The organism is Ruegeria sp. G12 (assembly GCF_056533565.1).
Genome location: NZ_JBQFOO010000003.1, coordinates 420,318 through 444,496 on the forward strand (window position 1 = coordinate 420,318; position 24,179 = coordinate 444,496).

26 protein-coding genes, 2 tRNA genes and 1 pseudogene are annotated in these 24,179 nt (G+C 56.7%); 15 read left to right on the top strand and 14 right to left on the bottom strand.

Annotated features, from left to right (window positions below):
• Window positions 1–90: 90 nt before the first annotated feature.
• Window positions 91–837, bottom strand: coding sequence for a hypothetical protein (locus ACR0JN_RS09855; RefSeq protein WP_480885361.1), 747 nt, complete (start codon window positions 835–837; stop codon window positions 91–93).
• A 599-nt stretch (window positions 838–1,436) separates the two neighbouring features.
• On the opposite strand from ACR0JN_RS09855, the gene ACR0JN_RS09860 reads away from it, so the two are divergent.
• On the top strand, window positions 1,437–2,174 hold the full coding sequence (locus ACR0JN_RS09860; protein WP_480885362.1) for a hypothetical protein: 738 nt from the start codon (window positions 1,437–1,439) through the stop codon (window positions 2,172–2,174).
• A gap of 203 nt (window positions 2,175–2,377) precedes the next feature.
• Window positions 2,378–2,596, top strand: a complete 219-nt coding sequence (locus tag ACR0JN_RS09865) for an HGGxSTG domain-containing protein (RefSeq protein ID WP_480885363.1) — start codon at window positions 2,378–2,380, stop codon at window positions 2,594–2,596.
• Between the two features lie 52 nt (window positions 2,597–2,648).
• Here ACR0JN_RS09865 and ACR0JN_RS09870 read toward each other — a convergent pair whose 3' ends face one another.
• Window positions 2,649–3,122, bottom strand: a complete 474-nt coding sequence (locus ACR0JN_RS09870; RefSeq protein ID WP_480885364.1) for a hypothetical protein — start codon at window positions 3,120–3,122, stop codon at window positions 2,649–2,651.
• A gap of 373 nt (window positions 3,123–3,495) precedes the next feature.
• Between ACR0JN_RS09870 and ACR0JN_RS09875 the strand changes: the two genes are divergently transcribed.
• Window positions 3,496–4,164 carry a hypothetical protein gene (locus ACR0JN_RS09875; protein WP_480885365.1) on the top strand — a complete coding sequence of 223 codons (669 nt, stop codon included), beginning with the start codon at window positions 3,496–3,498 and terminating at the stop codon, window positions 4,162–4,164.
• An 83-nt stretch (window positions 4,165–4,247) separates the two neighbouring features.
• Here the strand turns inward: ACR0JN_RS09875 and ACR0JN_RS09880 are convergent, their stop codons facing one another.
• The 4 genes and pseudogenes from ACR0JN_RS09880 to ACR0JN_RS09895 form a co-directional block, all read right to left on the bottom strand.
• A complete protein-coding gene (locus tag ACR0JN_RS09880) occupies window positions 4,248–4,613 on the bottom strand; it encodes a hypothetical protein (protein ID WP_480885366.1) in 366 nt (121 codons plus the stop codon).
• 541 nt (window positions 4,614–5,154) lie between these two features.
• A complete protein-coding gene (locus ACR0JN_RS09885; RefSeq protein ID WP_480885367.1) occupies window positions 5,155–6,633 on the bottom strand; it encodes a hypothetical protein in 1,479 nt (492 codons plus the stop codon).
• A gap of 179 nt (window positions 6,634–6,812) precedes the next feature.
• Window positions 6,813–6,941 (bottom strand): hypothetical protein, encoded by a 129-nt coding sequence (locus ACR0JN_RS09890; RefSeq protein ID WP_480885504.1) that lies wholly within the window; start codon window positions 6,939–6,941, stop codon window positions 6,813–6,815.
• A gap of 21 nt (window positions 6,942–6,962) precedes the next feature.
• Window positions 6,963–7,076 (bottom strand): annotated as a pseudogene (locus ACR0JN_RS09895) (helix-turn-helix domain-containing protein); the annotation flags it as partial.
• Window positions 7,077–7,132: 56 nt separating this feature from the next.
• Here ACR0JN_RS09895 and ACR0JN_RS09900 point away from each other — a divergent pair.
• The 5 genes from ACR0JN_RS09900 to ACR0JN_RS09920 all read left to right on the top strand — a co-directional run bounded on the left by ACR0JN_RS09900 (window position 7,133) and on the right by ACR0JN_RS09920 (window position 10,289).
• Window positions 7,133–7,357: a hypothetical protein gene (locus tag ACR0JN_RS09900; protein ID WP_480885368.1), complete on the top strand. Its 225-nt coding sequence runs from the start codon at window positions 7,133–7,135 to the stop codon at window positions 7,355–7,357.
• Between the two features lie 11 nt (window positions 7,358–7,368).
• Window positions 7,369–7,944: a hypothetical protein gene (locus tag ACR0JN_RS09905; RefSeq protein ID WP_480885369.1), complete on the top strand. Its 576-nt coding sequence runs from the start codon at window positions 7,369–7,371 to the stop codon at window positions 7,942–7,944.
• 21 nt (window positions 7,945–7,965) lie between these two features.
• Window positions 7,966–8,427: a hypothetical protein gene (locus ACR0JN_RS09910; RefSeq protein WP_480885370.1), complete on the top strand. Its 462-nt coding sequence runs from the start codon at window positions 7,966–7,968 to the stop codon at window positions 8,425–8,427.
• A gap of 84 nt (window positions 8,428–8,511) precedes the next feature.
• The gene (locus ACR0JN_RS09915; protein ID WP_480885371.1) at window positions 8,512–9,003 is read left to right on the top strand and encodes a hypothetical protein; all 492 of its coding nucleotides are present in this window, start codon (window positions 8,512–8,514) and stop codon (window positions 9,001–9,003) included.
• Window positions 9,004–9,149: 146 nt separating this feature from the next.
• Window positions 9,150–10,289: a Fic family protein gene (locus ACR0JN_RS09920; protein ID WP_480885372.1), complete on the top strand. Its 1,140-nt coding sequence runs from the start codon at window positions 9,150–9,152 to the stop codon at window positions 10,287–10,289.
• Window positions 10,290–10,468: 179 nt separating this feature from the next.
• On the opposite strand, the gene ACR0JN_RS09925 is transcribed toward ACR0JN_RS09920, so the two are convergent.
• Window positions 10,469–10,544 (bottom strand) — tRNA-Thr (locus ACR0JN_RS09925).
• 211 nt (window positions 10,545–10,755) lie between these two features.
• Here ACR0JN_RS09925 and ACR0JN_RS09930 point away from each other — a divergent pair.
• Genes ACR0JN_RS09930 through arsJ form a run of 3 tightly spaced genes read left to right on the top strand, consistent with a single transcriptional unit; the run spans window position 10,756 to window position 13,846 of the window.
• Entirely contained in the window at window positions 10,756–11,589 is an 834-nt protein-coding gene (locus ACR0JN_RS09930; protein WP_480885373.1) for an arsenate reductase/protein-tyrosine-phosphatase family protein, read from the top strand.
• Complete coding sequence (locus ACR0JN_RS09935; protein WP_480885374.1) at window positions 11,586–12,584, top strand: ArsJ-associated glyceraldehyde-3-phosphate dehydrogenase; 999 nt, start codon at window positions 11,586–11,588, stop codon at window positions 12,582–12,584. The genes ACR0JN_RS09930 and ACR0JN_RS09935 overlap by 4 nt, the downstream gene beginning before the upstream one ends.
• Complete coding sequence (arsJ, locus tag ACR0JN_RS09940) at window positions 12,581–13,846, top strand: organoarsenical effux MFS transporter ArsJ (protein WP_480885375.1); 1,266 nt, start codon at window positions 12,581–12,583, stop codon at window positions 13,844–13,846. Before ACR0JN_RS09935 ends, arsJ begins: the two co-directional genes overlap by 4 nt.
• Window positions 13,847–13,849: 3 nt before the next feature.
• Here arsJ and ACR0JN_RS09945 read toward each other — a convergent pair whose 3' ends face one another.
• The 3 genes from ACR0JN_RS09945 to ACR0JN_RS09955 form a co-directional block, all read right to left on the bottom strand.
• Window positions 13,850–14,767 carry an endonuclease/exonuclease/phosphatase family protein gene (locus ACR0JN_RS09945; protein ID WP_480885376.1) on the bottom strand — a complete coding sequence of 306 codons (918 nt, stop codon included), beginning with the start codon at window positions 14,765–14,767 and terminating at the stop codon, window positions 13,850–13,852.
• A 116-nt stretch (window positions 14,768–14,883) separates the two neighbouring features.
• Window positions 14,884–15,906, bottom strand: coding sequence for an aspartate-semialdehyde dehydrogenase (locus tag ACR0JN_RS09950; RefSeq protein ID WP_480818014.1), 1,023 nt, complete (start codon window positions 15,904–15,906; stop codon window positions 14,884–14,886).
• 114 nt (window positions 15,907–16,020) lie between these two features.
• Window positions 16,021–17,058 carry a glycosyltransferase family 4 protein gene (locus tag ACR0JN_RS09955; protein ID WP_480885377.1) on the bottom strand — a complete coding sequence of 346 codons (1,038 nt, stop codon included), beginning with the start codon at window positions 17,056–17,058 and terminating at the stop codon, window positions 16,021–16,023.
• A gap of 182 nt (window positions 17,059–17,240) precedes the next feature.
• On the opposite strand from ACR0JN_RS09955, the gene ACR0JN_RS09960 reads away from it, so the two are divergent.
• Window positions 17,241–18,383, top strand: coding sequence for a DUF3095 domain-containing protein (locus ACR0JN_RS09960; RefSeq protein WP_480885378.1), 1,143 nt, complete (start codon window positions 17,241–17,243; stop codon window positions 18,381–18,383).
• A gap of 4 nt (window positions 18,384–18,387) precedes the next feature.
• On the opposite strand, the gene ACR0JN_RS09965 is transcribed toward ACR0JN_RS09960, so the two are convergent.
• Window positions 18,388–19,158, bottom strand: a complete 771-nt coding sequence (locus ACR0JN_RS09965) for an HpcH/HpaI aldolase family protein (protein WP_480885379.1) — start codon at window positions 19,156–19,158, stop codon at window positions 18,388–18,390.
• A 204-nt stretch (window positions 19,159–19,362) separates the two neighbouring features.
• Between ACR0JN_RS09965 and hpaR the strand changes: the two genes are divergently transcribed.
• Both hpaR and ACR0JN_RS09975 read left to right on the top strand, forming a co-directional pair.
• Window positions 19,363–19,797 carry a homoprotocatechuate degradation operon regulator HpaR gene (gene hpaR, locus ACR0JN_RS09970; RefSeq protein WP_480818018.1) on the top strand — a complete coding sequence of 145 codons (435 nt, stop codon included), beginning with the start codon at window positions 19,363–19,365 and terminating at the stop codon, window positions 19,795–19,797.
• 645 nt (window positions 19,798–20,442) lie between these two features.
• Window positions 20,443–21,141: a fumarylacetoacetate hydrolase family protein gene (locus tag ACR0JN_RS09975; RefSeq protein ID WP_480885380.1), complete on the top strand. Its 699-nt coding sequence runs from the start codon at window positions 20,443–20,445 to the stop codon at window positions 21,139–21,141.
• 3 nt (window positions 21,142–21,144) lie between these two features.
• Here ACR0JN_RS09975 and ACR0JN_RS09980 read toward each other — a convergent pair whose 3' ends face one another.
• Both ACR0JN_RS09980 and ACR0JN_RS09985 read right to left on the bottom strand, forming a co-directional pair.
• Entirely contained in the window at window positions 21,145–22,359 is a 1,215-nt protein-coding gene (locus ACR0JN_RS09980; protein ID WP_480885381.1) for a winged helix-turn-helix domain-containing protein, read from the bottom strand.
• Between the two features lie 3 nt (window positions 22,360–22,362).
• Window positions 22,363–23,388 carry a LacI family DNA-binding transcriptional regulator gene (locus ACR0JN_RS09985; RefSeq protein WP_480885382.1) on the bottom strand — a complete coding sequence of 342 codons (1,026 nt, stop codon included), beginning with the start codon at window positions 23,386–23,388 and terminating at the stop codon, window positions 22,363–22,365.
• A 115-nt stretch (window positions 23,389–23,503) separates the two neighbouring features.
• Here ACR0JN_RS09985 and ACR0JN_RS09990 point away from each other — a divergent pair.
• Window positions 23,504–23,580 (top strand) — tRNA-Arg (locus tag ACR0JN_RS09990).
• A 29-nt stretch (window positions 23,581–23,609) separates the two neighbouring features.
• Here the strand turns inward: ACR0JN_RS09990 and ACR0JN_RS09995 are convergent.
• Window positions 23,610–24,146, bottom strand: a complete 537-nt coding sequence (locus ACR0JN_RS09995; RefSeq protein WP_480885383.1) for an SRPBCC family protein — start codon at window positions 24,144–24,146, stop codon at window positions 23,610–23,612.
• Window positions 24,147–24,179: the final 33 nt, after the last annotated feature.

Here is a 24,179-nt window from a genome sequence, read left to right on the forward strand (position 1 = left end):
GTGCATTAACTCCGACTGTAGCACCCAGTCTGTTTGAGCCGGAACTTTGTCTCTGGGAAATCCAAACCCTGTATCGATCCTTCGGGAATATCACTTCTTGGGCCGTGAACCGGAACGCAATTTGCGTATGGCAAGCGAGGCGTCTTTGTTCAGAGCCTTCTCATCTTGATCCAACAGCTTGATGTATTTTTTGGCGAGCGCTTGTGCTTCTCGGCGCGCTCCATCCGTGAGCTTGGGGCTTTTTAGCAATGCTGGTAGTTCTGTATTCACAAAGATTTTCAGCGCATTGAGGTTTTTGAAATTCTTGTCCTTAGGGTCTGGCATTATGCCTTCCATGACATGTATTTCGCCCTCGGCCCCCTTGGCATACCAATGGCTCATGGTTTTCCAAACAATGTCCTTTTTCAGTTGCTTTTCAGGAAATAGCGCATTCGTCTTCTTAGAGACGGCATTTGCGTAGTCCAGCAAGGATTTAAACTTCAGCGGCTTTCCGAGTTGCTTCCCCTGGGTTCCGACCACTCCCGGATGCTTACCGATTTCACGCACAACATCGTTCAGAATTTGAATCTTTGTCAGGCCCAAAGATGCCCGAATTTTGTTTCTTTCTTCCAGCACCTTATAGGCTCGCTTCATCAGCGCACCGAACTTCTTTTCGAAGCCATCTTCCAAGTCTTTCTTGTCGGCCTTGATCCCTTTTGAGTTGGTAACCCATCCACCCGCATAAAACCCGGCGGCGTTGGGTTCTGGTCGAATGTTCGGCCCGTACTTATTCATGAACTTTCCGAAGCTCCGAAAATTCTCGAGCTGGATGGTTTCGATATCGTCAAACTTTGGCATGAAAAAACCTCACTATACCCTTTAGAGCTAACACCCCCGGATCAGCACGCAAACAAATTCATGATTGGTCTCTTCCTCGGAAGGCCAAACCTCGTCTGAAACATTGAGGATTTTTGGGAAGCAAGATGTAGTGGATTAGTTCTTCGCTAAGAACCGCTGTTTGCCCGGTGCATCCACGCCTCAAATCGGCTGAATGTTCACGCCCCGTTCTTGCTTTTATAGTGGTATTATGTTACCCCATATGTGAAGGCAAAGCAAAAAGAAGCAGGCGGGCGAAATGATTGGTTGCAGCGAGGAATTTCAAGACGGTTCAGGGGCAGTTGTGTCCACCTACCCCTTGGCCCTGCAGTCCAACCAACAAATGCTGACGGCGCGAATAACCGCCATCCTGAGTGTAAATCCAAACCAGTTTATTGAGACGCTTTAAGCTGACCGAGCGGCCATCCATGACTACCTAACGCGCTTGGATGAGGTCATTGAGGCTCACGAACAGACAAGGAAGGGGCTTAACTAATATGCCTAGCAGCGGACCAGATGAAGTAACACAAACCAACAAGTCCGAGCCTTGGGGTCCTTCGCACGGAAACCTTATTTTCGGCATGGATGAAGTCCGGAAACTGTACGAGTCCGGCGGATTGTCCCCCGCACCCTTTGAAGGCCCTAGGGTTGCTGGGTTCGGAGACGCCACTACGGCGGCACAGCAAGGCATAATCGATATAGCGGGCACGCAGGGCGCTGGACTGAGCACAGCGACCGGAACCGTCATTGATATGGCGCAGGGCGATGACGGCATTTATCGGGATATGGACGCGGTTCGCCAGTCCACGCTTGAGGGCGTCATGCCAAGCGTCATGAATGCCTTTGGCGGGGCAGGGATGGCGGATAGCTCTGTGGCCCGTCAGGAGGCCGCTACAGCCGCTACAACGGCGTTAGCCCCAATTGAGTACGGAGCCTACAATCAGGCCAAGGACAGGTCTCTGCGCGCCGCTTCCATGGTTCCCGGCATGATGCAGGCGCAATACATTCCGCAGCAAATGATTGGGCAGGTCGGCGCGGCGCAGGATGCGATGGATCAGGCCAACATCAACGCAGATATGAGTGCGTACTACGAGGGCCAGAACCAAGACCTTACCGCGCTGCAGAATTACACCAACATGATGTTGGGTTATGGCGGTCAGGGCGGCACAGTAACATCGACAGGGCCGGGTACAGGTCCTAGCGGGTTTGGGCAGTTTGTGGGCGCGGGGCTTGCTGGTCTCGGTACTTATGGCGCGCTGGCAGGTATTGGCCCGATGGCTGTGCCCTTGGGAATCTTAGCTGGATTGGGGAGCTTATAAGGTGCAAATGGGCTCATACACAAACGCGGCAACACTCAATGGTGAAAAAAGCCTCGCTCCGCCCCTTGGCATCGGCCCTGCGCTTCAACACGCGTCACCTCTTTTGATGGCTATGTCTCAAGGTTTGCTTTCAGGGCAGGGTGCCGGGGCATTTCTTTCTCAAAGCAAACTCCCGAGTCCCCAGTCCAGACACGAGGCACAAGATGTCAAGCAAAACCAAGTTTTGCGGAGCCAAGACAAAGAACGGTGTTTGCATGGCGGCACCTGTGGAAGGCAAGGCCCGCTGCCGCCTGCATGGTGGTCTTTCAACCGGCGCAAAGACACCAGAGGGCCGTAAGCGTATCTCGGAGGCCAATATCGCCCTATGGGCTGAGCGCAATCGTCTGCTTGAGTTGGCGCGCAAACTAGAACCGGCATCGTAGCATGGTTGTGAGGATTAATGGCAGGCAGGTCGCAAAACCGATGGTTTCTTGCCTAGCAGTTCAGCATCAATTTCATTGGGCGGTTCTCAAGGTGATTAGCCCCTTTGTCCGGGACTTCGATTGAAACCACACCGCTCGAATTCGAAAACTCGCCTGTTCCTCCAATCACTGCCCAATCTATTACTTCCTGTGCATTGCCCGAACTCAATGTGTCAGTTGCATCGCCAAGAGACGTACTGGTAGCTACAAAGATGCTTCCATTGGGCAGGTTAATTGACCCGTCCACTCGAACGTAATGACCCATTTCCGAAGTTCCGCCCAGGACCGTTGTAACAACATCAAAGGAACCGACGTAAAGCCCGCTCAAGTCCTCAAGAAACCAGTGCAGAATGCGTCTATCCCCGACTTCAGCTTCGGCTGGATTGGCCCCGACGAACCTTATGGAGGTGTTGCTGTGCAGCAATTCAGTAATGCCGCATCCAACGTGCGACTCCCCGGCGTAGCCGTTTGAAGTTATCGCCAGCATTGCTCCAACGGATAACGCAAGGCACCGGTTCCTATCCATCGCTCCACTCCCGCTCAGGCTGACAGAAAATCGCTGACCATGTCCGGTCGATGTTTCTAACGCACAGGCCAATACGATAACGGGCAAACATTAAGCGGGGTCCAAGTTCTGGTTAAGTTGAAGCTACCTCGAAGACGAAATGCTCAGCCTTGGGGGCCAAGTATTGCAAGGAAGGCTGTCGAAAGATGGCGGCGCGCAAACGGCGTCAAAAGTAGAGCGAAATAGACAATTTCCTTTCCTCAATACAGGAAAGCAACTAGCTTTTAGGGGTTTCTGAAATCGAATAACATACGACTGCCTGAAAGAGTTTTGCTTGGTTCGAGGGAGATTGATTGTGTTTAAGGCTGTTGTTGTTTGTTCCGGAGTCATCATTTCGGCTTCCCTGAGCCCATTTGTTGTGTCTGCGCAGACGACCGGTTCAGACTGCGTCGAAATTGAGAGTGACATTGCACGGCTGGAGTGTTTTGATAAGGCTTTTTCCAATACGGCTGCCCCGGTCAGGTCCCTGACACCTTTCGAAGCTGCATTGAAGTTCACCGAATTCTCTCCCATCACCGGAGGGATATCCACGGACGGTGTTGGAAATACTGGTTCTGACTTGAAAGCGAGAGCTACCAACGTTTACCCCACAGAAGACGTCTGCAAAGTGAACATTGTAGAAGGTGGATTTCGGCCAGGATTTTATCACGGCACGTACCTTTTAGAATACACAGCGTATTCCATCGATTTATCGAAGGTACAAAGCTACCAGCGAGACTATCGGGTTAACGGTTTTGCTATTTCAATGCAACGGGATGCAACCATCGCTTTTGACTTCAAGCAATTTGAAGGAATTGGCGGCAATACATTTACGATGTTTGGAGACCAGGTCGGTCAGCAAACCCCAAATTCCAGGTCTCTGCAGCAGCGCACGCTTTTGGTGCCCTTTGTTTCTGAACCAGAGGACGTGCCGATGGGGGCGGAACACTTCTCGCAATGGATTGATGCATGCACAGGTAACTAGTCTGTAGCGGTTGAAAAATTAGTCCCCGACAACTCTGCCACCGAGATGGCCCCATTTTTGAATCCTTCGCTAATGTCTCGCATTCAGTCGTTTGGCTTTGGTGTAAATATTGATTTTGCCAGACCTAGACCGAACAACAATATTCCAACGCCGATTAACGCAAAACTGACAGTTCTCAGCGTTGAGAGCAGGGAAAACGCCTCCTGTGGACCTGCGGATAGGACTAGCTCACCGGCCAGTTGTACGTCGTTAATTGCGTAGTTCAGAACACCTCCGCCACCACAAAAGAGTATTCCCCATCCTGTCCAAAACGATGGCGAAAGCTCGTACATTGTCGAGGTTGAGTTTTCTCTGGCTCTTTGCCGTGCCGGTTTGACTTGTAGCCAATAGATTACATACAGGATCACGCCTAGGAGCAGAAAAGGCATCAGGCCAATATTGTTTAACATTGTATTTCCTCGTTAATAATAAGTGTAGCAGGTACTGTCTTTTCGTTTTTCGATGTCAAATTGATACAGAAAAGTTTCCGATCCGGCCAATTACCATTTTTGTCAGCGCGCTTGGTTTACGACTTAAAGTCCTACAACGAGTGTTTCGGTGATGGGGATTATCCTTGTCTGGTTCAAAGTTGGTCCGCGCACGACTAATCTGAGAACACTACGCCGCCCGCGCGGTTGTTGCCGGGCCTTCCGTTCAGAAATGAGCAAAACTACGGATGATCCGGCACAATCGGGATTCCCACTTAATAGCGGAAATTGGCCGGATTAGCGGTTTTTGTAGGCCCCGACCGCCGAGCACACTTCCCCTCCGAGGGGAACAAAATACCTCACCGAAGCGGGGTCGCTGACCCAATTTTCCGGCCACAAGCGTCAATCCCAAGGCGCTAAGGCACCTTGCCGCTTAATGGCGCTGGCGAAAGAACAAGAAGTTTGCATCCGAAACCGCCGAGACTGCGCGCGTTCGGGTTAAACGAAAGGCTATAAGCGCAGACTAATAGCAACTACCGTCAGGATTCTGGGGCCAGCGTCTGAAGTACGCAGGTCTTGGCTGGTCGTTATTTGACCTTATCCGCATGTAGGATGGAAACGGAAAGCCGCGAGCCTCCCATTGTTGGAAGTTCATCCACCCCCTGAAGACGCTGGTGTTCATGACTTCGAGTGAAAAATCAAATGGTTCACCATTCTTCCAAACGGAGTTTTTCCCGTTTAAGGCCCAGCAAATAGCAGTTGCTCTGCTCATATCAACCAGCAAAAATGAAGGGCTGTTCTTAGGGGGAGCTTCTGCACAAACCCATCCATCTGCGAGCTCACTATAATCCATGCAAACTGCGTTCTCTCCTGATTTTTTGATGTTAGGATCAGATGGTGCCGAATTGAGGCTATCATATTCAGAAACAAACAACGCACTTACCGGGGGCATTGGTGGAAATCCAAAGTGACTTAAATCCCATGCGAGTTTGAAGGCCGTATGTTTAAGCTGTAGGGTGCGAAGGGGGTCATTGGGCTCACTTACACGCAAAGTTGCGGTCAAAATCTCACCGCCGTGGATATTGGGTCGGGCGTCTATCTCAACGCGATAAAAAAGCTGCTCAGTTTCACCGGCTTGAAATACAACTCCACCGAATTGACTATCAGTTAAGAACTCGGTTTGACATTTAACTACATAACCAAAGAGGTTGGTTGAATTTCCGAAACCTGTCAGATGATCGATATCACCGAAATCTGATACTGCCACTTCACCGCAGCTTGATGTCAGTAAGCGTTCATTTGAAGCAGCATTGCCGAAAGACACCGTAAACGAACTTCCAAGGACGGCGTTCTTTGTCGATTCAAGCAGCAAGTATCTGCGTTGCAATGCGCGAATTTCATCTTGAGTTCTCTGACTCCTTCTATCAACAATCCTGTCAATGTAGTTATGCCAATCACGAGACATAGCGATGAATGAATTCGGCGGGAACAAAAACTGGGGCGTCCCAGAGGCTTGGATGTTTGATATTCTGCCAGAGAAACCAAACCCATCAACCTTTTTTCGATATATTAGTTCTGCTTCGAATTGAACCAGAGAACCAGGTTCACCTATCAACACCCATTCTACAAAAGCACCAACGCGGAGCGAGTAGCCCATTTCATCCAAAAAATCCTGATGGCTAAACCCGCGGCTTAGAAATTCATTTCTTGCTAATTCCCCCGATGTCTTAGAGTACATTGGAACAGTTCGCGAGAGAGTGCCAGAAATAGCTATGCGCCCCTGGCTTGGCTTGTCTTCAAATACTTCATAGTCGAAATCAACCAATGCGAAGCGACTTTGATCGATTGTAGTGGCAAGAAAATTCAGGATTTCTGATTTTTTTGGTGATTGAGCGAGTACTTCACTGCCGCTCAAGTACACAAGAAACACTATGGTTACGATGAGCTTACGAAAGAAATCGAAGACAAAAATACGAAGTTTTTGGGGAAAAACGCTATCCATACCGACTAACCTGATCTGATACTTATCTTGGAGTCGAGTATGCTCGAAACGAGATTAATATCAAATATCATAAAATATGATCCTCTGCGTGAGGGAAACCGATGATGTCCGTCGATTCACTCGGTAGCTCTGAACGTGTGCGCAAGGTCGAGCGATTGATATTGTTTATCGGCTCTCATTCACCGGTCGTCTAGTTTGACCAGAACCACCCCAACCCCATTGGCCGTGTCTCCTTCGTCCAGGAACTGGATGCCTTGGGCTTCGAAGGCGGCGCGGATCGCTTTGGCCGTTTCCTTTCTGCCGCCCACAGGACCGTCTTTTGTCTCAAGACGGGCTATCGTGGGGTAAGACACACCCGAACGCTCAGCCAAATCCACCTGAGACCAGGCCAATAGTGCTCTTGCAGCCTTGATTTGCCTAATTGATAGAATTTCTATTGACATTCTCACTGCTCGTTATGATATGATTTCTATCAATACCACAACCGGAGGACATAGCAATGCCAGAACAACGCGCCAGCGCGAACGAAGAAGTTGTGCCTAAGGCCAGAGACGAAATCGTAACCGACGCGTTGACCCTGAAAGGCCTGACGAAGGCACTGGATGCCCTGACTTGGGAAGGCGTCCCTGAGGATTGGGGGCCTACTGCCGCCCTAATCCGCACCATCAACAAGAAGGCAATTGAGCTATCCGAAGAGCTTACCCGCCTGCCAGACCAACCCTGAAAGGAGCCATCATGATTGACCGTCGCACCTTTATCAAATCCGCCCCTGTCACTATGGCGGCAACGGCTTCCATCGCTGATGGAAGTGAGCAAGGCGACTACAGCGGCGCAACAGAGCGCGCTGAATATTTCGCGAGTATCATTGGCCGTGAGGCACCAACGCCTTTGACGAGCGATGACGGCGCACCGTCGCCTGAGTTGCTGGCCTTCTGTTCCGAAACCGGCATGTCATTGGATTGGGTCTTTCTGGACGACCTGAAACCGATGGTGCTTGCCTCTTACCGCGACCGCAACAGCGTACCTGCGGACGGGACACCGATTGAGGCCCTGTTTTCGCGCTGGGAAGCGGTAAACGCCGAATACAACCAACTGTCTGAACAAAGCCCCGACCGGGACCATGAACGCGAGTTTGTCGATCCCGCCTATCTCGCATTGGTGGAAATCGAAGATGAGATAATGGAGCAGCCCATCGAAGGCCGACGCGACTTGGCAATCAAGGTTGTTATCGCCCTGCGCGTCGAAGGTGCCCACGACGACGAACAGTACCGCACACTGAACGCAGACGCGTTGCGCCTGCTGAGCGCCTGACGAACGAAAGGGAGTGAGCCAATGAAAGACTTTCCAACCAACCTGACGGACATGAACTCCCGCCACAAGGAACTGTGGGATACCTTCTGCGAACTGAATGACCTGTGGCGCGAAAAGAAGCTGAGCGACGCAGCAATGGAGATTGCCAACGAGTTCCTCTTTGGTGAGCGTCAGAAGGTATATGAAGCCACGGCCCTCAAGGTAGCCGCCAATACCGAGGAACTGACTGCACAGGTTGATACCTTCGTGCGTGAGGCAACGGGGGATCACGTCCACATCAGCTTGGCGGAGGACTATCACGGGCAAATGCTGCGTTCGATCCGCGCGGGCATCAAGGCCCAGCCCGGCCCCGAACGGAACGAAGAACGGCCAGAACAGTTTTTCGACGACTTCGCGTCCCTAAGCCAAAGAGACAAAGACCTTGTTCTTGCCTTCTCGGGCACACTGCGCGGTATCCAGCCAGCGCTCAAGGCCACGGGGTAACTGTCCGCCCAGCAGCTACACCAAGGGCCACCCTTTGAACCGGGCGCGGCATTTCCTGCGCCCTTTTTCTTTGTGAGATTTGATATGAGTTATTACACCGTCAACCGGCATTGGTCGGATCAGTTCCTGCCGGAGATAAAGCGCATCATCGGCGGTCATATTCTGCAGACCGCGCCTGACCCGCTGGACCACTTCCAAGCCACTGACCTGTTGATGCTGGACGCTAAAGACATGCGCATTGCAGCTAGGGTCAGGCGGTACGGATTTGCCACCAGATACCCGCACCAGTTCACCATCAGAGCGAAGCTGCCAACGGGCGCAGAGACGGAGTTATCCAAGATTGTGAACGGCCACGGGGATTGGATGTTCTATGGCCATGCTGGGCCTGATGGGCAGGTGATTGATAGCTGGTGGCTGATTGACCTACGGGCGTTCAGGGCGGCGCTGATACGGCATAGGACGGCAGGCACGCACCTTCTAATGGGCGACAAGCGCAACGCAGATGGCACGTGCTTCAAATGGTTCGACATCAGGTCGTTTCCGAAGGAGCCGCCATTGGTGGTGGCTAGAGGGTAGAGCAACGCATTCTTATTCTAGTTGTGATTCACATGGCTCTGGAATTTTCTCCATACTCAAGTGACACTTGATTATAGATGTGATTGCTGGCAGCTAGTGAATCCAAACTTGAATAAAACAATCCTGAGAAGAAAGAACCGTCGAACATGTCGCGACTGTCCGGGCGAAATATACAACAAATTGAAGGTTACTCAGCATTTGTTCCTTTTGACCTCCCGCCCGACCCACCAGTTGAATTCGACGACGAGATTCAGGGATTACTTTCTCGTGCAGATAGGGCGTTGGGAAGACTAGACGGCTCGATTCAGTCGCTACCCAACCCAGATTTGTTTGTTTTCATGTATGTCAGAAAAGAAGCTGTGCTTTCGTCCCAAATTGAAGGAACTCAAGCCTCATTGGGGGACATTCTAGAAGTTGAAGCTCAAATATTTGACCCTACCAGGCCTAACGATACAGACGAGATTCTTAACTACGTGGGCGCGATGAACTACGGATTACAGAGGCTCAGCGAACTCCCAATGTCACTCCGCCTCATACGCGAAATTCATGCGCTTCTGATGCAAGGAGTAAGGGGGCAGCATGCTACCCCAGGTGAGTTCAGGAAAACACAAAACTGGATTGGTCCAGAAGGTGCCACCCTCAAGAGTGCTACCTTCGTTCCGCCGCCACCTTCAGAGCTTCCTAGGTTATTGGGAAACTTGGAGACGTACTTTCACCAAGAAAGTTCTACCCCCCTTTTGATCCGCGTCGGACTTATTCATGCACACTTCGAAACACTTCATCCGTTCCTTGATGGAAACGGCAGGATGGGGCGGCTGTTAATCGCTTTCACCCTATGCGAGCAAGAGGTTCTTCTGCGCCCCGTCCTCTACCTGTCGCACTACTTGAAAAGAAACAGAGCCGAATACTACGACAGGCTTCAGGCTACTCGAACGGCGGGTGACTGGGAGGGGTGGTTGAAATTTTTCCTCAAAGGCGTTGCTCAAGTGGCGAACGAAGCCACCGAAACGGCTCGAGATATTGTTCAAATGCGTGAAACTCATCGTCAGATGATTATTGACGACCTCGGTCGTGGTGCTGCTAATGGCCTCAAACTCCTGGAATCTCTTTATCGTCGGCCTATTTTTATGGTTAACAATGTAGCCGAACTTCTACAGATTTCACCTCAAGCAGCCAACAACCTTACTGACCGCTTCCTTGGAATGGGATTGGTCGTAGAAACGACTGGACAAAAAAGGAATCGAGTTTTTTGGTACGACCCCTACGTATCGCTGTTTGCAGACTAGAGCGCGAACTAATGCATCGAAAATTTAGCCGGTTTTGACGGTACGGATTGTTGTTTTGTCCCCATTTGCCCCCCCAAGAGCGGGGAGCTCCGCAAAGCAAAGTAGGTGGACAAAAGGGTGGATCGAATCGACAACATAAAGTCTAACTACCTAATAATAAATTGATTTACTAAAAAATCTGGTGCCGCTGAAGGGACTCGAACCCCCGACCCCATCATTACGAATGACGTGCTCTACCAGCTGAGCTACAGCGGCACCGTTTTGTCACCCGAAGCTGGCGCTGACCGGGTGCGAAAGCTCGTTTAAACCGTCAATCCTGCGCCTGCAAGTCCGGATGCGCGCATTTCAGCCACGATACGCATCGCGGGCTTTCCGCGTTCTAGCCCCGAGCCTTGGTTTGTGAATTTTTTGTAACGGCGTCCGGGTCGAATTGACTCAATATTCATATTTCCGTATTTCATGAAATATGATAGAAGAGATCACCAACCAACTCGCCATCCTGGGTCATCCGCAGCGTATCACCGTGTTTCGCATGTTAATGCGACGGTTTCCTGACACTGTTCCGGCCGGAGAACTGGCATCGGAACTGGGGATCAAGCCCAGCACGATGTCCAATTATCTGAACGCGCTGCAGCGATCGGGGTTGGTCAGCCAGACGCGGTCGGGGACGTCTCTGCTCTATTCGATTGAGATGAAAAACGTGCAGCAGATGCTCGATTTCCTGATCGTGGATTGCTGCCGGGGACGTCCTGATCTTTGCCTGCCTTTTGACCAAGGGAAGGACATCATGACGGACCGGAAGTTCAATGTGCTGTTCATTTGCGTGGGCAACTCTGCCCGCTCGATTTTCGCCGAATCCCTGCTGCGGCAGATCGCGGGGGATCGGTTCAACGTGTATTCGGCGGGGACGATACCCTCTTCTGAATTGAACCCCTTTGCGCTGCAGGTGCTGCAGGACAAGGGGCACGATACCTCGGTCCTGCGTTCCAAGAACATTGCCGAGTTTTCGGGGCCGGACGCGCCCGATCTGGATTTCGTTTTCACCGTCTGCAACAGCGCCGCCAATGAGGACTGCCCCGCCTGGGAGGGCCAGCCGATCAGCGGCCATTGGGGCATGGTCGACCCTGTCAAGGCCACGGGGACGGATGCTGAAAAAAGCCTCGCGTTCCAAAACGCCTATGGCGCGCTGAAGCGCCGGATCGAGGCGTTCACATCGCTGCCGGTCGAAAGCCTCGACCGGATCGCACTGCAAACTGCCGTGGATGACATCGGCAGAACGTCTGATGAGGACCTGACATGACTACTTACGCCGTCAATGGGCTGGGCCGGATGGGCAAGCTGGCCCTGAAACCGCTGCTGGAAAAGGGCGCAAAGATCGCCTGGATCAACGATGCGGTGGGCGATCCAGAGATGCACGCGCATCTGCTGGAGTTCGACACGGTACACGGGCGCTGGGATGCCGCGTTCGAACATGACGCGGACAGCGTGACGATTGACGGCACGCGCCTGCCATTTATCGGCGCGCGGGACCTGTCCAATCTGCCGCTGGACGGGGTGGATGTGGTGATCGACTGCACCGGCGTGTTCAAGACCGAGGCCAAGCTGGCCCCCTATTTCGACGCCGGTGTGAAAAAGGTCGTCGTGTCGGCCCCGGTCAAGGATGGCCCCACCGCCAATATCGTCATGGGCGTGAATGAAGCCACCTATGACCCCGCTAGACATCACATCGTCACGGCGGCCTCCTGCACCACCAACTGTCTGGCCCCGGTGGTGAAGGTCATCCATGAGAATCTGGGCATCCGCCATGGCTCTATGACCACGATCCATGACGTGACCAATACGCAAACCATCGTGGACCGCCCGGCCAAGGACCTGCGCCGCGCACGCTCGGCTTTGAATTCGTTGATCCCGACCACGACCGGCTCGGCCACTGCGATCACGTTGATATACCCGGAACTCACGGGCCGGTTGAACGGCCACGCGGTGCGGGTGCCGCTGCTGAACGCCTCGCTGACCGATTGTGTGTTCGAGGTGGAACGCGACACCAAGGCTGATGAGGTTAACAGCTATTTCAAAGCCGCCGCCGAGGGCGAGTTGAAGGGCATTCTGGGCTATGAGACCCGGCCCTTGGTCTCGACCGATTACACCAATGACGCGCGGTCCTCGATCGTCGATGCACCGTCGACCATGGTGGTGAACGGGACGCAGGTGAAGATTTACGCGTGGTACGACAACGAGATGGGCTATGCCCACCGGCTGGTCGATGTCGCGATGATGGTCGGGCAATCGCTGTGACGGACCGGCCCGAGGGCCTTTCGGCCTATATCGCGGTCACGGCGGCCTATTGGGCGTTCATGCTGACCGACGGAGCCCTGCGGATGCTGGTGCTGCTGCACTTTCATACAATGGGGTTCTCGCCGGTACAGTTGGCCTATCTGTTCGTTCTCTATGAGATCGCCGGGATGGGCACAAACCTTGCCGCCGGGTGGATTGCGGCGCGGTTCGGGTTGACTTCAACCCTTTATGCCGGGCTGGGGCTGCAGGTCGGCGCGTTGCTGGTTCTTACACAACTAGACCCTAATTGGGCGATTCCGGACAAGGTTGTCTTTGTAATGATCGTGCAGGGGGCCAGCGGAGTGGCCAAGGATCTGGCCAAGATGTCCTCGAAATCGGCCGTGAAACTGTTGGCCCCCACCACGGGCGGCGGGCTGTTTCGCTGGGTTGCCCTGCTGACCGGGTCAAAGAACGCGGTGAAGGGCTTGGGCTTTCTGCTGGGGGCCGGGCTGCTGGCGACGCTTGGTTTTGTCTGGGCCACGCTGGCCATGGCAATTGTGCTGGCGATCATTCTAGTGGCTGTTTTCCTGCTGATGCCGCCCGGTCTGCCCAAAGGCCGCAAGGGTGCCAAATTCTCCGAGGTGTTTTCGAAATCCGCCAACGTGAACTGGCTGTCAGCGGCGCGCGTCTTCCTGTTCGGCGCGCGGGATGTGTGGTTTGTGGTCGGCATCCCGATCTATTTCTACGCGGTCCTGTCGGATGGCACCGAGGAAGGCAACCGCGCGGCGTTTTTCATGATCGGCACCTTCATGGCGGTCTGGGTGATCCTCTATGGTGCGGTGCAGGCCAGCGCGCCGAAAATCCTGCGCGCCTCGGACCGGGCCGAGGGCGACCTGATCCGCGCTGCCCGCAATTGGGCCGCTGCGCTGTTTTGCGTGCCTGCGGCTCTGACATTGGCGGTTTTGATCTCAAACGGCCCCGAGACATGGCTGACCGTCACGCTGGTTCTGGGCCTGCTGGTGTTCGGCGCGATCTTTGCGGTCAATTCCGCGCTGCATTCCTATCTGATCCTTGCCTTCACCAAATCCGAACGGGTCACGATGGATGTGGGCTTTTACTACATGGCCAACGCAACGGGTCGACTGGTTGGCACCGTCCTGTCGGGCCTGACCTATCAGCTTGGCGGGCTGGCGCTGGTGCTGGGCACGGCGGCTGCCATGGTCGCGCTGGCGGCGCTGACCTCGGGCAAACTGACCGATCAGACACGCCAGGCCTATACATGAGCCTTATGGCAGGCTGATACGCGCCACGATGCCCAGATGATCCGAGCCCATGAACGGGCGCAACTCGGTCGTGCCAGTTGTGCCCTTGGGCAGAAGAAGGTTGTCGATGGGCATCGGCATCATCCAACTGCCCAGATTATGGGTGTTCAGGACCGAGCCAAAGACGTGGTTGCCCGCCGCCAGCCCGATGCGGCGCACGCTGGCCCCCCAGGACGCCATGTTGAAATCCCCGGCGATCACGACCGGGCCCTTCAACTGCTCAATGCGTTCGGCGATGCGTTTGCTCTGTTCAAACTGGTTGTAAGGATAGGGCCAGCGCAGGTGAACCGAGACGATCCAGACCGCCTCCCCCTTCGGGGTGATCAACTGAGCGCCGACCAACCCGTCGCCCGGAACACAGAACTCGGACCCATCGACAACCGGCAGCGTAGTCAGAATCGCCACGTTCTGTTCAGGCCGGAATTCACACATCGCCGAGTTCGGGTAATGTGCGAACACATTGCTCATGTATTTCTGATTGTGACGCGAGACCTCTTGCAGCGTCACGATATCCGCGTTTGACAGCAGGATGTCATCGGCCAGCCCATAGCGCGGCCAGGCCTGTGACATCAGGTTTTTCTGATAAAGGGTCAGGCACCCGTCCTCGCACTCCTTCGGGGCCGGAACCAGCCCCGCCGCAACCGAGCCTACCGCAACCAGCGCAAACACCAGCGAGGCCAGCGCGTAGCCCCAGGCACGCGCCACCAGCAGGATCAGGCCGAACAAAAGCAGCAGCAACCCGACCTGGGGCCGTAGCAGGGCGATGGAATCTCCGGCCGCAAAGAAGTGACCGGTGAACCCAAGGATCACCAATCCCATCAAAAGGGTTGCGCAAACCAGAATCGAGGTTCGCACAAGCCCGCTGCCGGTCAGGTAACGCACGCTCTGCCTCTGTTCCTGTTTGGGGCGCATAATGTGAAATTAGGTGCAGCCCCGCAAGATACAAGAAAGGGCCGCTTCTTGCGAAGCGGCCCTCGCAATATTCAGCGCAGGGCCGATCAGCCCTTCTTCAGAACCTCGCGGCCCAGAAGCTCGGCGATCTGCACCGCGTTCAGCGCGGCACCCTTGCGCAGGTTGTCGCTGACGCACCACAGGTTCAGACCGTTTTCGAGGGTCGAATCCTGACGGATGCGGCTGATGAAGGTGGCGAAATCGCCGACACATTCAACGGGCGTCACATAGCCACCGGCCTCGCGCTTGTCGATCACCATGATACCGGGGCTCTCGCGTAGGATATCGCGGGCCTCGTCTTCGTCGAGGAATTCTTCGAACTCGATATTCACCGCCTCGGAATGGCCGACGAAAACCGGAACGCGGACGCAGGTGGCCGTGACCTTGATCGACGGATCGACGATCTTTTTGGTCTCGGCGACCATCTTCCACTCCTCCTTGGTCGAGCCATCTTCCATGAACACGTCAATATGCGGAATGACGTTAAAAGCGATCTGCTTTTGGAACTTCTTCGGCTCAACCTCGTTGATCGGGTTGTAGACGGCCTTGGTCTGATCCCAAAGCTCATCCATGCCGTCTTTGCCCGCACCGGACACCGACTGATAGGTCGAGACAACAACGCGCTTGATTTTCGCCCGGTCATGCAGCGGCTTCAGCGCCACAACCATCTGCGCGGTCGAGCAGTTGGGGTTGGCGATGATGTTCTTGTTCTTATAGTCGTGGATCGCCTGCGGATTGCACTCGGGCACGATCAGCGGGATATCCGGGTCATAGCGATAGAGCGACGAGTTGTCGATCACCACACAACCAGCCGCTGCCGCCTTAGGCGCGTAATCCTTGGTCGCGGCCGAGCCCACGGCAAACAGCGCCATGTCCCACCCGGTGAAATCGAAGGTGGCCAGATCCTGGGTTGTCAGTGTCTTGTCCCCAAAGCTGACTTCTGTGCCCAGCGAACGGCGGCTTGCCAGCACGGCAAGTTCGTCCACGGGGAACTGGCGTTCCGCCAGAATGTTCAGCATTTCGCGGCCCACGTTACCCGTGGCGCCGACGACAACGACGCGATAGCCCATTTCCTAGTCTCCTGAATAAAGGACGCGCGTTCATAGCCGCGTTGCAGAAAAGAAAAAAGAGGGGTTTCGGTTTATTTCGCGCCGTCACACCGATTTGACACGGTTCAATACCGTTCAGGGCTGTTTCAGCAAGGATCGGTAAACGCCGACAATGGCCTGCGCCTCGCCTTCGATTCGAAAATTTTGCTCCACATGGGCGCGGGCGGCCTGCCCTGCAGCGGCCAGCGCGACGCGGTCCTGCAACGTGCTGTCCAGCGCTTCGGCCAGTGCGGCGGCGTTGTCTTTTTCGACCAGGCGCCCGGTTTCCCCGTCCCTGATCTGCGCACTGAAAGCCCCGACCCCGTGACAGGCAATGGCCGGCACGCCCGAGGCCATCGCCTCGAGCGGGGTCAGGCCAAAGCCTTCGTGCCGCGCCGGGGCGACGAACAGGTCGAGCGCGCGGTAGGTCTCGACAATTTCCTCCCACGGGCGCTCTCCAAGGAACTGCACCCGATCCGCCAGACCGGCCTCTTTCAGTTTTTGCTCCTGCTCACGCTGGAAGGCTTCGAACTCAGAGGTCGCACGGCCGGTGAAGATAATGCTGGTGTCGGGATGCGCGGGCAGCACCTTGATCGCGGCCTCGACCAGCAGATCGACGCCTTTCTGCGGGCGGATGCGGCCAAAACAGCCGATCAGCGTTCCGCCGGGCAGACCTAGCTTTTGCCGCAGCGCAGGTTTGTCCTCTGCGGGATGAAACAGCTCGGTGTTTACCCCATGCATGATGACCGTTGAGGGATGTTCAAGGAACGAGGCCGCCTGCGGTGTCGTGGCGATCAGCGCGTCCATCTGCGCGATCAGCCATTTCGTGAACCCCGAATGATCCCGCTGCGCGGCCGAGGTGAACAGAAGCTTGAAGTTCCGCCGCAGGATCTTGCGCAGAAACAGCCCCATCAGCATCTCGGTATTGCGGCGCGCATGCCAGACGCGACGCGTTCGGTTCGGCAGGAACGGAACCCGGATCAGCGGGATATGCGGCAGATCGTCGGGCAGGCCAGGGCCGGTGGCCACGATCCCGATCATGGTCTTCTGAATCGGCAACAGACGGATGACCGTTGTGGTCACGCCGGACAGGCTGTGTTTCAGGTTGGGTGCGATCACCTCGATCTCTGGCACGGCGCTCTCCGTTGTCCAAGTCAGTCCACGCTGTTCGGGCTGAATAGATAGATCACCCGGTCGATGGCAAGGGCGCAAGCCGAATATCACCCGGCACGGCGCGACGCACAAGCGCGTGTGGATCGTTGCAGAGCGCGACATTTGAACTATCGTCTTACCAAAGAGATTTTTTGAGAGAGATAATGAAAGACATTCATTCCGGGTTTTATGAAAACCTGCCTTTGCTGACCGAATTTAACCGGCTGGCAAATCCGGCGGAATTTGCCGCCGTGCCGGATGACTGGCTGTTGGGCGTGGCCGATATCGTCGATTCCACCGGCCAGATCGCACAGGGCCGCTATAAGACCGTGAACACAGTGGGCGCGGCGGTGATTTCCGCCATGATTAACGCACTGGACGGCACACTGTTTCCCTACGTGTTCGGCGGCGACGGGGCGGGTTTTGCCGTGCCCCCAAGCGCCGCCGATGCCGCCCGCACAACGCTTGCGGATTTGCGACGCTGGGCGGAAGAGGAATTCGCGATGCCCCTACGCGCGGCACTGGTCCCGGTGGCCGAGATTCGCAAGGCGGGCAAGGATTTGCGCGTTGCGCGCTATGCGCCCTCGACCGGCGTGGACTATGCCATGTTCTCGGGCGGTGGCCTTGCCTGGGCCGAGGCGCAGATGAAAGCGGGCACGTTCGAAGTACCCGCCTCGGCCCCCGGCGCGCTGCCCGACCTGACCGGCCTGTCCTGCCGCTGGTCCAACAGCAAGGCGCAGCATGGCCGGATCGTGTCGGTCGTGGTGCAGCCGACATCAACCGCAACCGAAAGCGACTTTGCCGATCTGGCGCAATCCGTTCTGTCGGCCTCGGACGGGTTGGACCGCGCGGGCCATCCGGTGCCCGATAACGGCCCGCCGATGAACTGGCCGCCACCGGGCCTTGGCATCGACGCCCATGTCTCGCGCACAGGGCGCAGCCTGTGGCTGCAAAAGCTGCTGCTTCTGGGCCAGAACCTGCTGATCGCGCTGCTGTTTAAAACCGGCAAACGTCTAGGACAGTTCGAGCCGGAACACTACAGGCGTATGGTCAGTCGCAACGCCGATTTCCGGAAATTCGACGACGGGCTGAAAATGACGCTGGATTGCGATCCGGCGACCCAGTCCCAGATCGAACAGCTTCTGGAACAGGCCCGCACGCGCGGCAAAATCCGCTATGGCCTGCATGCGCAGGACGAGGCGATGATGACCTGCTTCGTCCCGTCGGCCACGCGCGACGACCATGTGCATTTCGTCGATGGGGCCTCGGGCGGTTACGCGCAGGCGGCGGCCGCCATGCGGGGCTGAGGAGTTATGCCCCTTTCCACTTGGTCGACAGCGCGCGCGCTGCATTGACCAGCACCATCACATCAATGCCGACCGCCATAAACTGCGCGTCCATGTCCAGATAGGCCTGAATCGCTTCGTCACTTGTGCCCAGAATGCCCGGCGCCTTGCCCGCCGCGCGGATCCGGGCCAGCGCGTCGGCGATCACGCGGCGCACCTCTGGTGCGGCGCTGTTGCCTTGATAGCCCATATCGGTGGACAGGTCCGCAGGTCCGATAAAGACGCCATCAACGCCTTCGACAGCCAGAATATCGTCCAGCGCAGCGATCCCGGCGCGGTTTTCGACCTGAACCAACAGGCAGATTTCCTGATCCGCAGTCTGGATATACTCGCCCACGGTTCCGTATGTGGTGGCCCGCGATGCAGCCGCGCCAACCCCGCGCACGCCCTCGGGCGGGTAGCGGCAAGCGCGAACAAGCTCGCGCGCCTGTTCTGCAGTTTCGACCATGGGCACCAGGATGGTCTGCGCCCCGGCGTCCAGCACCATCTTGATCAGCCAGGTCTCACCCACCGGAACCCGCACCACCGGATGAGACGGGCTGTTCGCCAGCGCCATCAACTGATCCCGGATCGAGCGGATGTCGTTCGGCGCGTGTTCGCCATCGATCACCAGCCAGTCGAACCCTGCGGTGCCCATGACCTCGGCCGTGACCGCCTCGGCAAAACTCATCCAGCAGCCGATCTGCCGTTTGCCCTGTTTCAGAGCCTGTTTGAACGTGTTTGTCGGGGCGGCCATCGGTGGTCTCCTGTACTGATGCATCTGCGGGCGGACGATATCGGGTTCTGCGGCCACCAGTGATAGGTAAACCGCTGGCAAGGTCAATTCCGATTGTTCCGACACCTCTGCAAGTCCGGTTTCCAACATGTAACAAACCGGCGTCACCGATAAACTATCCGTGCGTTTGCTTGCACAAAACCTTGTTTTGAGCGAAAATTCCTCATGTCTAAGGACCTTCCCCTGACGTCGCGATCTTTACCCATTGCGCTGTTAAGGGCGCGGGAAAAGGTTATGGGACCCATACGTGCGCTGCTTGCGGACGCCGGTGTGACCGAGCAGCAGTGGCGTGTTTTGCGTGTGTTGAACGAAGAAGGCCCCCAGGAACCCACCCATATCGCCCAACGCGCTTGCCTGCTGTTGCCAAGCCTGACGCGCATTTTGCAGAAGCTGGAACATAAGGGGTTGATCGCGCGCAAATTGCACCCGGCGGACCGGCGGCGGCAGATCGTGGAAATCAACCAGCAAGGCGTGCAGATCATCCATGACAATCTGGCCGTCAGCGTCGCGCAGGCGGAGCGGATCAAGACCCGTTTGGGGTCCAAGAAGCATGAACTTCTTTTGGACCTTCTGAATGAGCTGAGCGAGAACGAGAGTTAACCCCAGTTGCATGACCGCCTTTTGCGCAGGGTCCCGCCGGAGCGTTCGGGGGGAACCCCCGGCGGGATGGCCAGACTGAAGACTGGATTAGGTGCCTGGCCCGGGGCCGGTTGCGCCTCGTCTTGTCAGACGGTCCGACCCGCGCTTCGGAGCATCGCGGAACCCGAAATTGGGTTCGGTCTCAGGGCTGGAAGGGTTCAAGGGGGATGGACCCTCCCGCCTGCGCTCTCCGAACTTGTGCGACCCGTTTCCCAACTGGTTTGTGCGTGAAAAGGCCGGGTTTGGGTCTATTTGGTCTTGATGTTCTCTTCGGGCATTCTGCAGCGCCGAGGGGGTGTTTTGGGCCCAATTCACCGCGTTGCGCGGCGGGCCTGTCTGTTCACGTATCGCAGGACATAGTGCAACCTGCGATTAAGCCAAGGCGATCCGATGCAATATTTGCGAGTGGTTCGGTCCTGACCTTCGCCTGCTGACCGTTTTTATGCGGGTCCGGGCACGGCAGAAAACGGGCCATGCCAGCCCAAAGGAAATTCAGCGACTTCGCGCCGAAACACGGCGCAGCCATGGGCAGAAACTGGCGTGGAGGTCCGGCTTGTGGGCAGCGCTGCGTTCACTAAGATGCACCTGGTCAACAGGGGGAACGCGATGCAGGACAGTCTTTTCACACTTGCCGAGCCCGTCCTTATTCCGGTTGCAGGCGCGCAGGCGGGGTATCCGGTGGGCCGGATCTTCTGCGTTGGGCGCAATTATGCCGCCCATGCCGCCGAAATGGGCCATGAGGTCGATCGCGAGGCCCCGTTTTACTTCACCAAATCCGCCCCGAATGCGATCCTGTCCGGGGCCACTGTGCCCTACCCGCCGGGTACCGAGAATTACCATTACGAGATGGAACTGGCCGTCGCCCTTGGACAGCCGGTGTTTCGCGCAACCCCTGATCAGGCCTGGGACGCGGTCTATGCCTATGGCTGCGCGCTGGACATGACACGCCGCGACCTGCAGATCCGCGAGCGCAACAAACAGCGCCCTTGGGATTTGGGCAAGGATGTCGAGAACGGCGCGGTTTTCGCCCCTTTGACCCGCGCAACGGACTGGTCGCCCGAAGATCGCAGACGCATCCACCTAAGCGTCAACGGCGAGGTCCGGCAAGATGCGACCCTGTCGGAACTGATCTGGAAGATCGATGAGATCATCTGCCACCTGTCCGGCTTCTACCATCTACGGCCCGGCGACCTGATCCTGACGGGAACGCCCTCAGGAGTTGGGCCAGTTGGTCCGGGCGATGTCATCGAAGGCGGAATTGACGGGCTGAACCCGATCCGGCTGACGCTGTCGGATCCGGAATAGACCCTATTTAGGGTCTTTCAGCCAGTCCTTGGCGAACTCCACCTGATACAGACCAGCAAAGCGACGCACCCGATCCAGCTCGGCCTGCAAGCGGCGACTACGCGCCTCGGACCAGCGCACCGTGCGTTCCCGCCACAGCGCCCGAACCCGCAATGCGCCACTGTCGCGATGGGCTTTCATGTCGATGCGCCCGATCAGCTTGTCACCTTCCAGCAGGGGAAAGACGTAATAGCCATAGGTCCGCTTGGGTTCCGGAACAAAAACCTCGATCCGGTAGTGGAACCCGAACAGCCGTTCGGCCCGCTTGCGGTCGCGCAGCATCGGGTCAAACGGGCTGAGCACCCGGATACGCCCGGGCGCGGGCGGCAGTGTCTGCGCCTCATTCGCCAGACCCGGGCGGGCCATGACCTTGCGCGCGCGGCCATCGGCGCAAGTGACTTCGATTTCTTCCAAATCGCCTGTATCCAAAGCTCGCGCGCACCACGCTTTTGCCTCCGCCGGGCTGACCGTGTCCCAGAACGCCGACAACTCGCCCGAGGTGGCAAAGCCCAGCCGGTCCAGCGCGGCGTTGCACAGCCAGTCCACCGTCGCCTCCGCATCGCAGGGGGACTGGCCGGGGCACAGATGCGTCTCGATCACCCGCTCGGTCAGGTCATAGCGTTTCTGAAACCCGTCACGGCCCGTGACCGTCAGGGCCCCAGAGCGCCAAAGAAACTCCAGCGCGGTTTTCGACGGGTGCCAGTCCCACCAGCCGCCCGAGCCTTTCTGTTCGTCCTTGCCCACGTCCGAGGACGACACCGGACCGTGATCGCGAATATGCTGCAAAACGGTTGCGAACCGCTGCTCGTACCCGTCGCGCCGCCAGTTCTTCCACCGCGCTTTCAGCAGGTCCGCGTCGCGTAAAAACCGCAGATGCCAGTGGCGGTAGAATTCCATCGGGATGACCGCTGCGTCATGGGTCCAGTGTTCGAACAGCGCGCGATCGCGTTCGTACAGGCGTTTGAGGTTCTGGCTGCGATACGAGGGCCTGCGCGAAAACAGGATCATGTCATGGGCGCGCGCCACGGTGTTGATGCTGTCCAGTTGCACAAAGCCCAGCCGCCGGATCAGATCCAGAAGGTCCTCGCCCTTCGCCCCGCCCGCAGGCTGTTCAGAAAGTGCATGACGGTGCATGAACACCGCCCGGGCCGCCCGGTTGTCAAGCTGCGGCAACGCCACCCGTCAGCGCCGTTTCAGCGTATCGCCAAAGCTGATTTTCGGGGTCAGAGTGACCCGGGTCTCGATCTCGGAATTGGGGTCGTTCAGCCGTTCGGTGATGATCTCGGCGGCCTTGCGGCCAATCTCCAATCGGCAGGCGTCCATCGTTGCCAGCTTGCGCGGCAGGCCCTGCAAAAGTTCCACATTGTTGAACCCGGCCAGCCCGATCTGGCCCGGAACATTAATACCCTGCTCCAACAGATAAAGCAGCCCACCCGCCCCGATCATGTCGTTGGAATAATACAGAAAATCCAGCTCGGGCGAGCGTTCCAACATTGTCTGCGTCATCTCGCGGCCCTTGGCCAGCGCCGATCCGCCGGAATAAAACTCGCGGTCCTCGATTTCGATCCCGTGCTTGCCCAGCACTTCCGTAAACCCTTCGAACCGCTTCCGTGCCCGATGATCCAGCGGCATTTTGGTGCCCATGAACCCGATATGCTCATACCCGGCCTTCAGGATCGCCTGCGCCATTTCACGCCCGGCGCGGCGGTGCGATATACCGACCATCGCATCCACCGGCTTGCCATCGGTATCCATGATCTCGACCACCGGAATCCCCGCCGAATCCAGCATGGCGCGGGCCGCATCTGTATGTTCCAGCCCGGCGATGATCACGCCCGAGGGCCGCCACGAGAGCATCTCGTACAGCACCTTCTCTTCTTTTTCGGGCAGATAGTCGGTGACGCCGACAACCGGCTGCAATTCGGTGTCTTCCAGAACCTGATTGACGCCGGTCAGCACCTCGGGGAAGACCATGTTCGACAGCGAGGGGATGATCACTGCCACCAGATTCACCCGGCTTGACGCCAAGGCGCCAGCGATCTTGTTGGGCACATATCCAAGCTCTTTCGCCGCCGCCAGAACCCGGGTGCGGGTTGCGTCGGACACATCGCCCCGGTTGCGAAGAACCCGGCTGACCGTCATCTCGGACACCCCCGAGGCCTCGGACACATCGCGAAGGGTTAGGGGGCGTTTGGTTTCTGTGTTCACGGGGGGCACCTGCGTTGTTGTTTGGCCGGATGGTAGCGTGAACAGGGCTGCGAGTACAACAATTGTGCAAAGCCCATGACAACCCGAAAAATCCGCGATACAGAGAGCCTTGCGCGGCCCCGTGGCTCAACTGGATAGAGCAGCCCCCTCCTAAGGGGCAGGTTGCAGGTTCGAATCCTGCCGGGGTCGCCAGAAAAGCCCGGTTTCACAGGCACCTACCCTCACCCCTGCGCTTCGACCAGCGCCTTCAGATTGTCCAGCCCGCGCTCATAATCGCCGCCGACCCAGCCATCCATCATCAGCCCCATCCAGCGGGCCATGGGGTTCAGCCCGAGGTCGGAGTCAAACCCCCACGTGACCTCTGTCTGCGCGCCCTCGGGTTGCAGGGTGAAAAATGCGGTTGCCGTGCCCATCGAGCCAAAATCCAGCGCGGTTATGACGGATTGGTTTTCCACACTTTCGATAATTTCCTGCGTCCCGGATCCGACCTGATCATTGTCGGAACTCCAGTTCAGCGTGTTGCCGACGCCCGCCTCGGGGCCGGAATAGCTCAGCTTGGTTTCGGGATCACGCTCCAGCCAGGGCGACCATTTTTCAGTCTCCTGCATGGAGTTTACATAGGGAAAGATGGCCTCGGACGGGGCGTCGATCAGGACGCTGCGCGAGACCTCGGCTTTGCCGGGCAGCAGGTACGAGACGCAGACCAGAATCAGAAGAATGACGATCAGACCGCCGAAAATGCGTTTTAACCAAGTCATGGGAAGCTCCGAACATAAACCAATGTTCAGAGC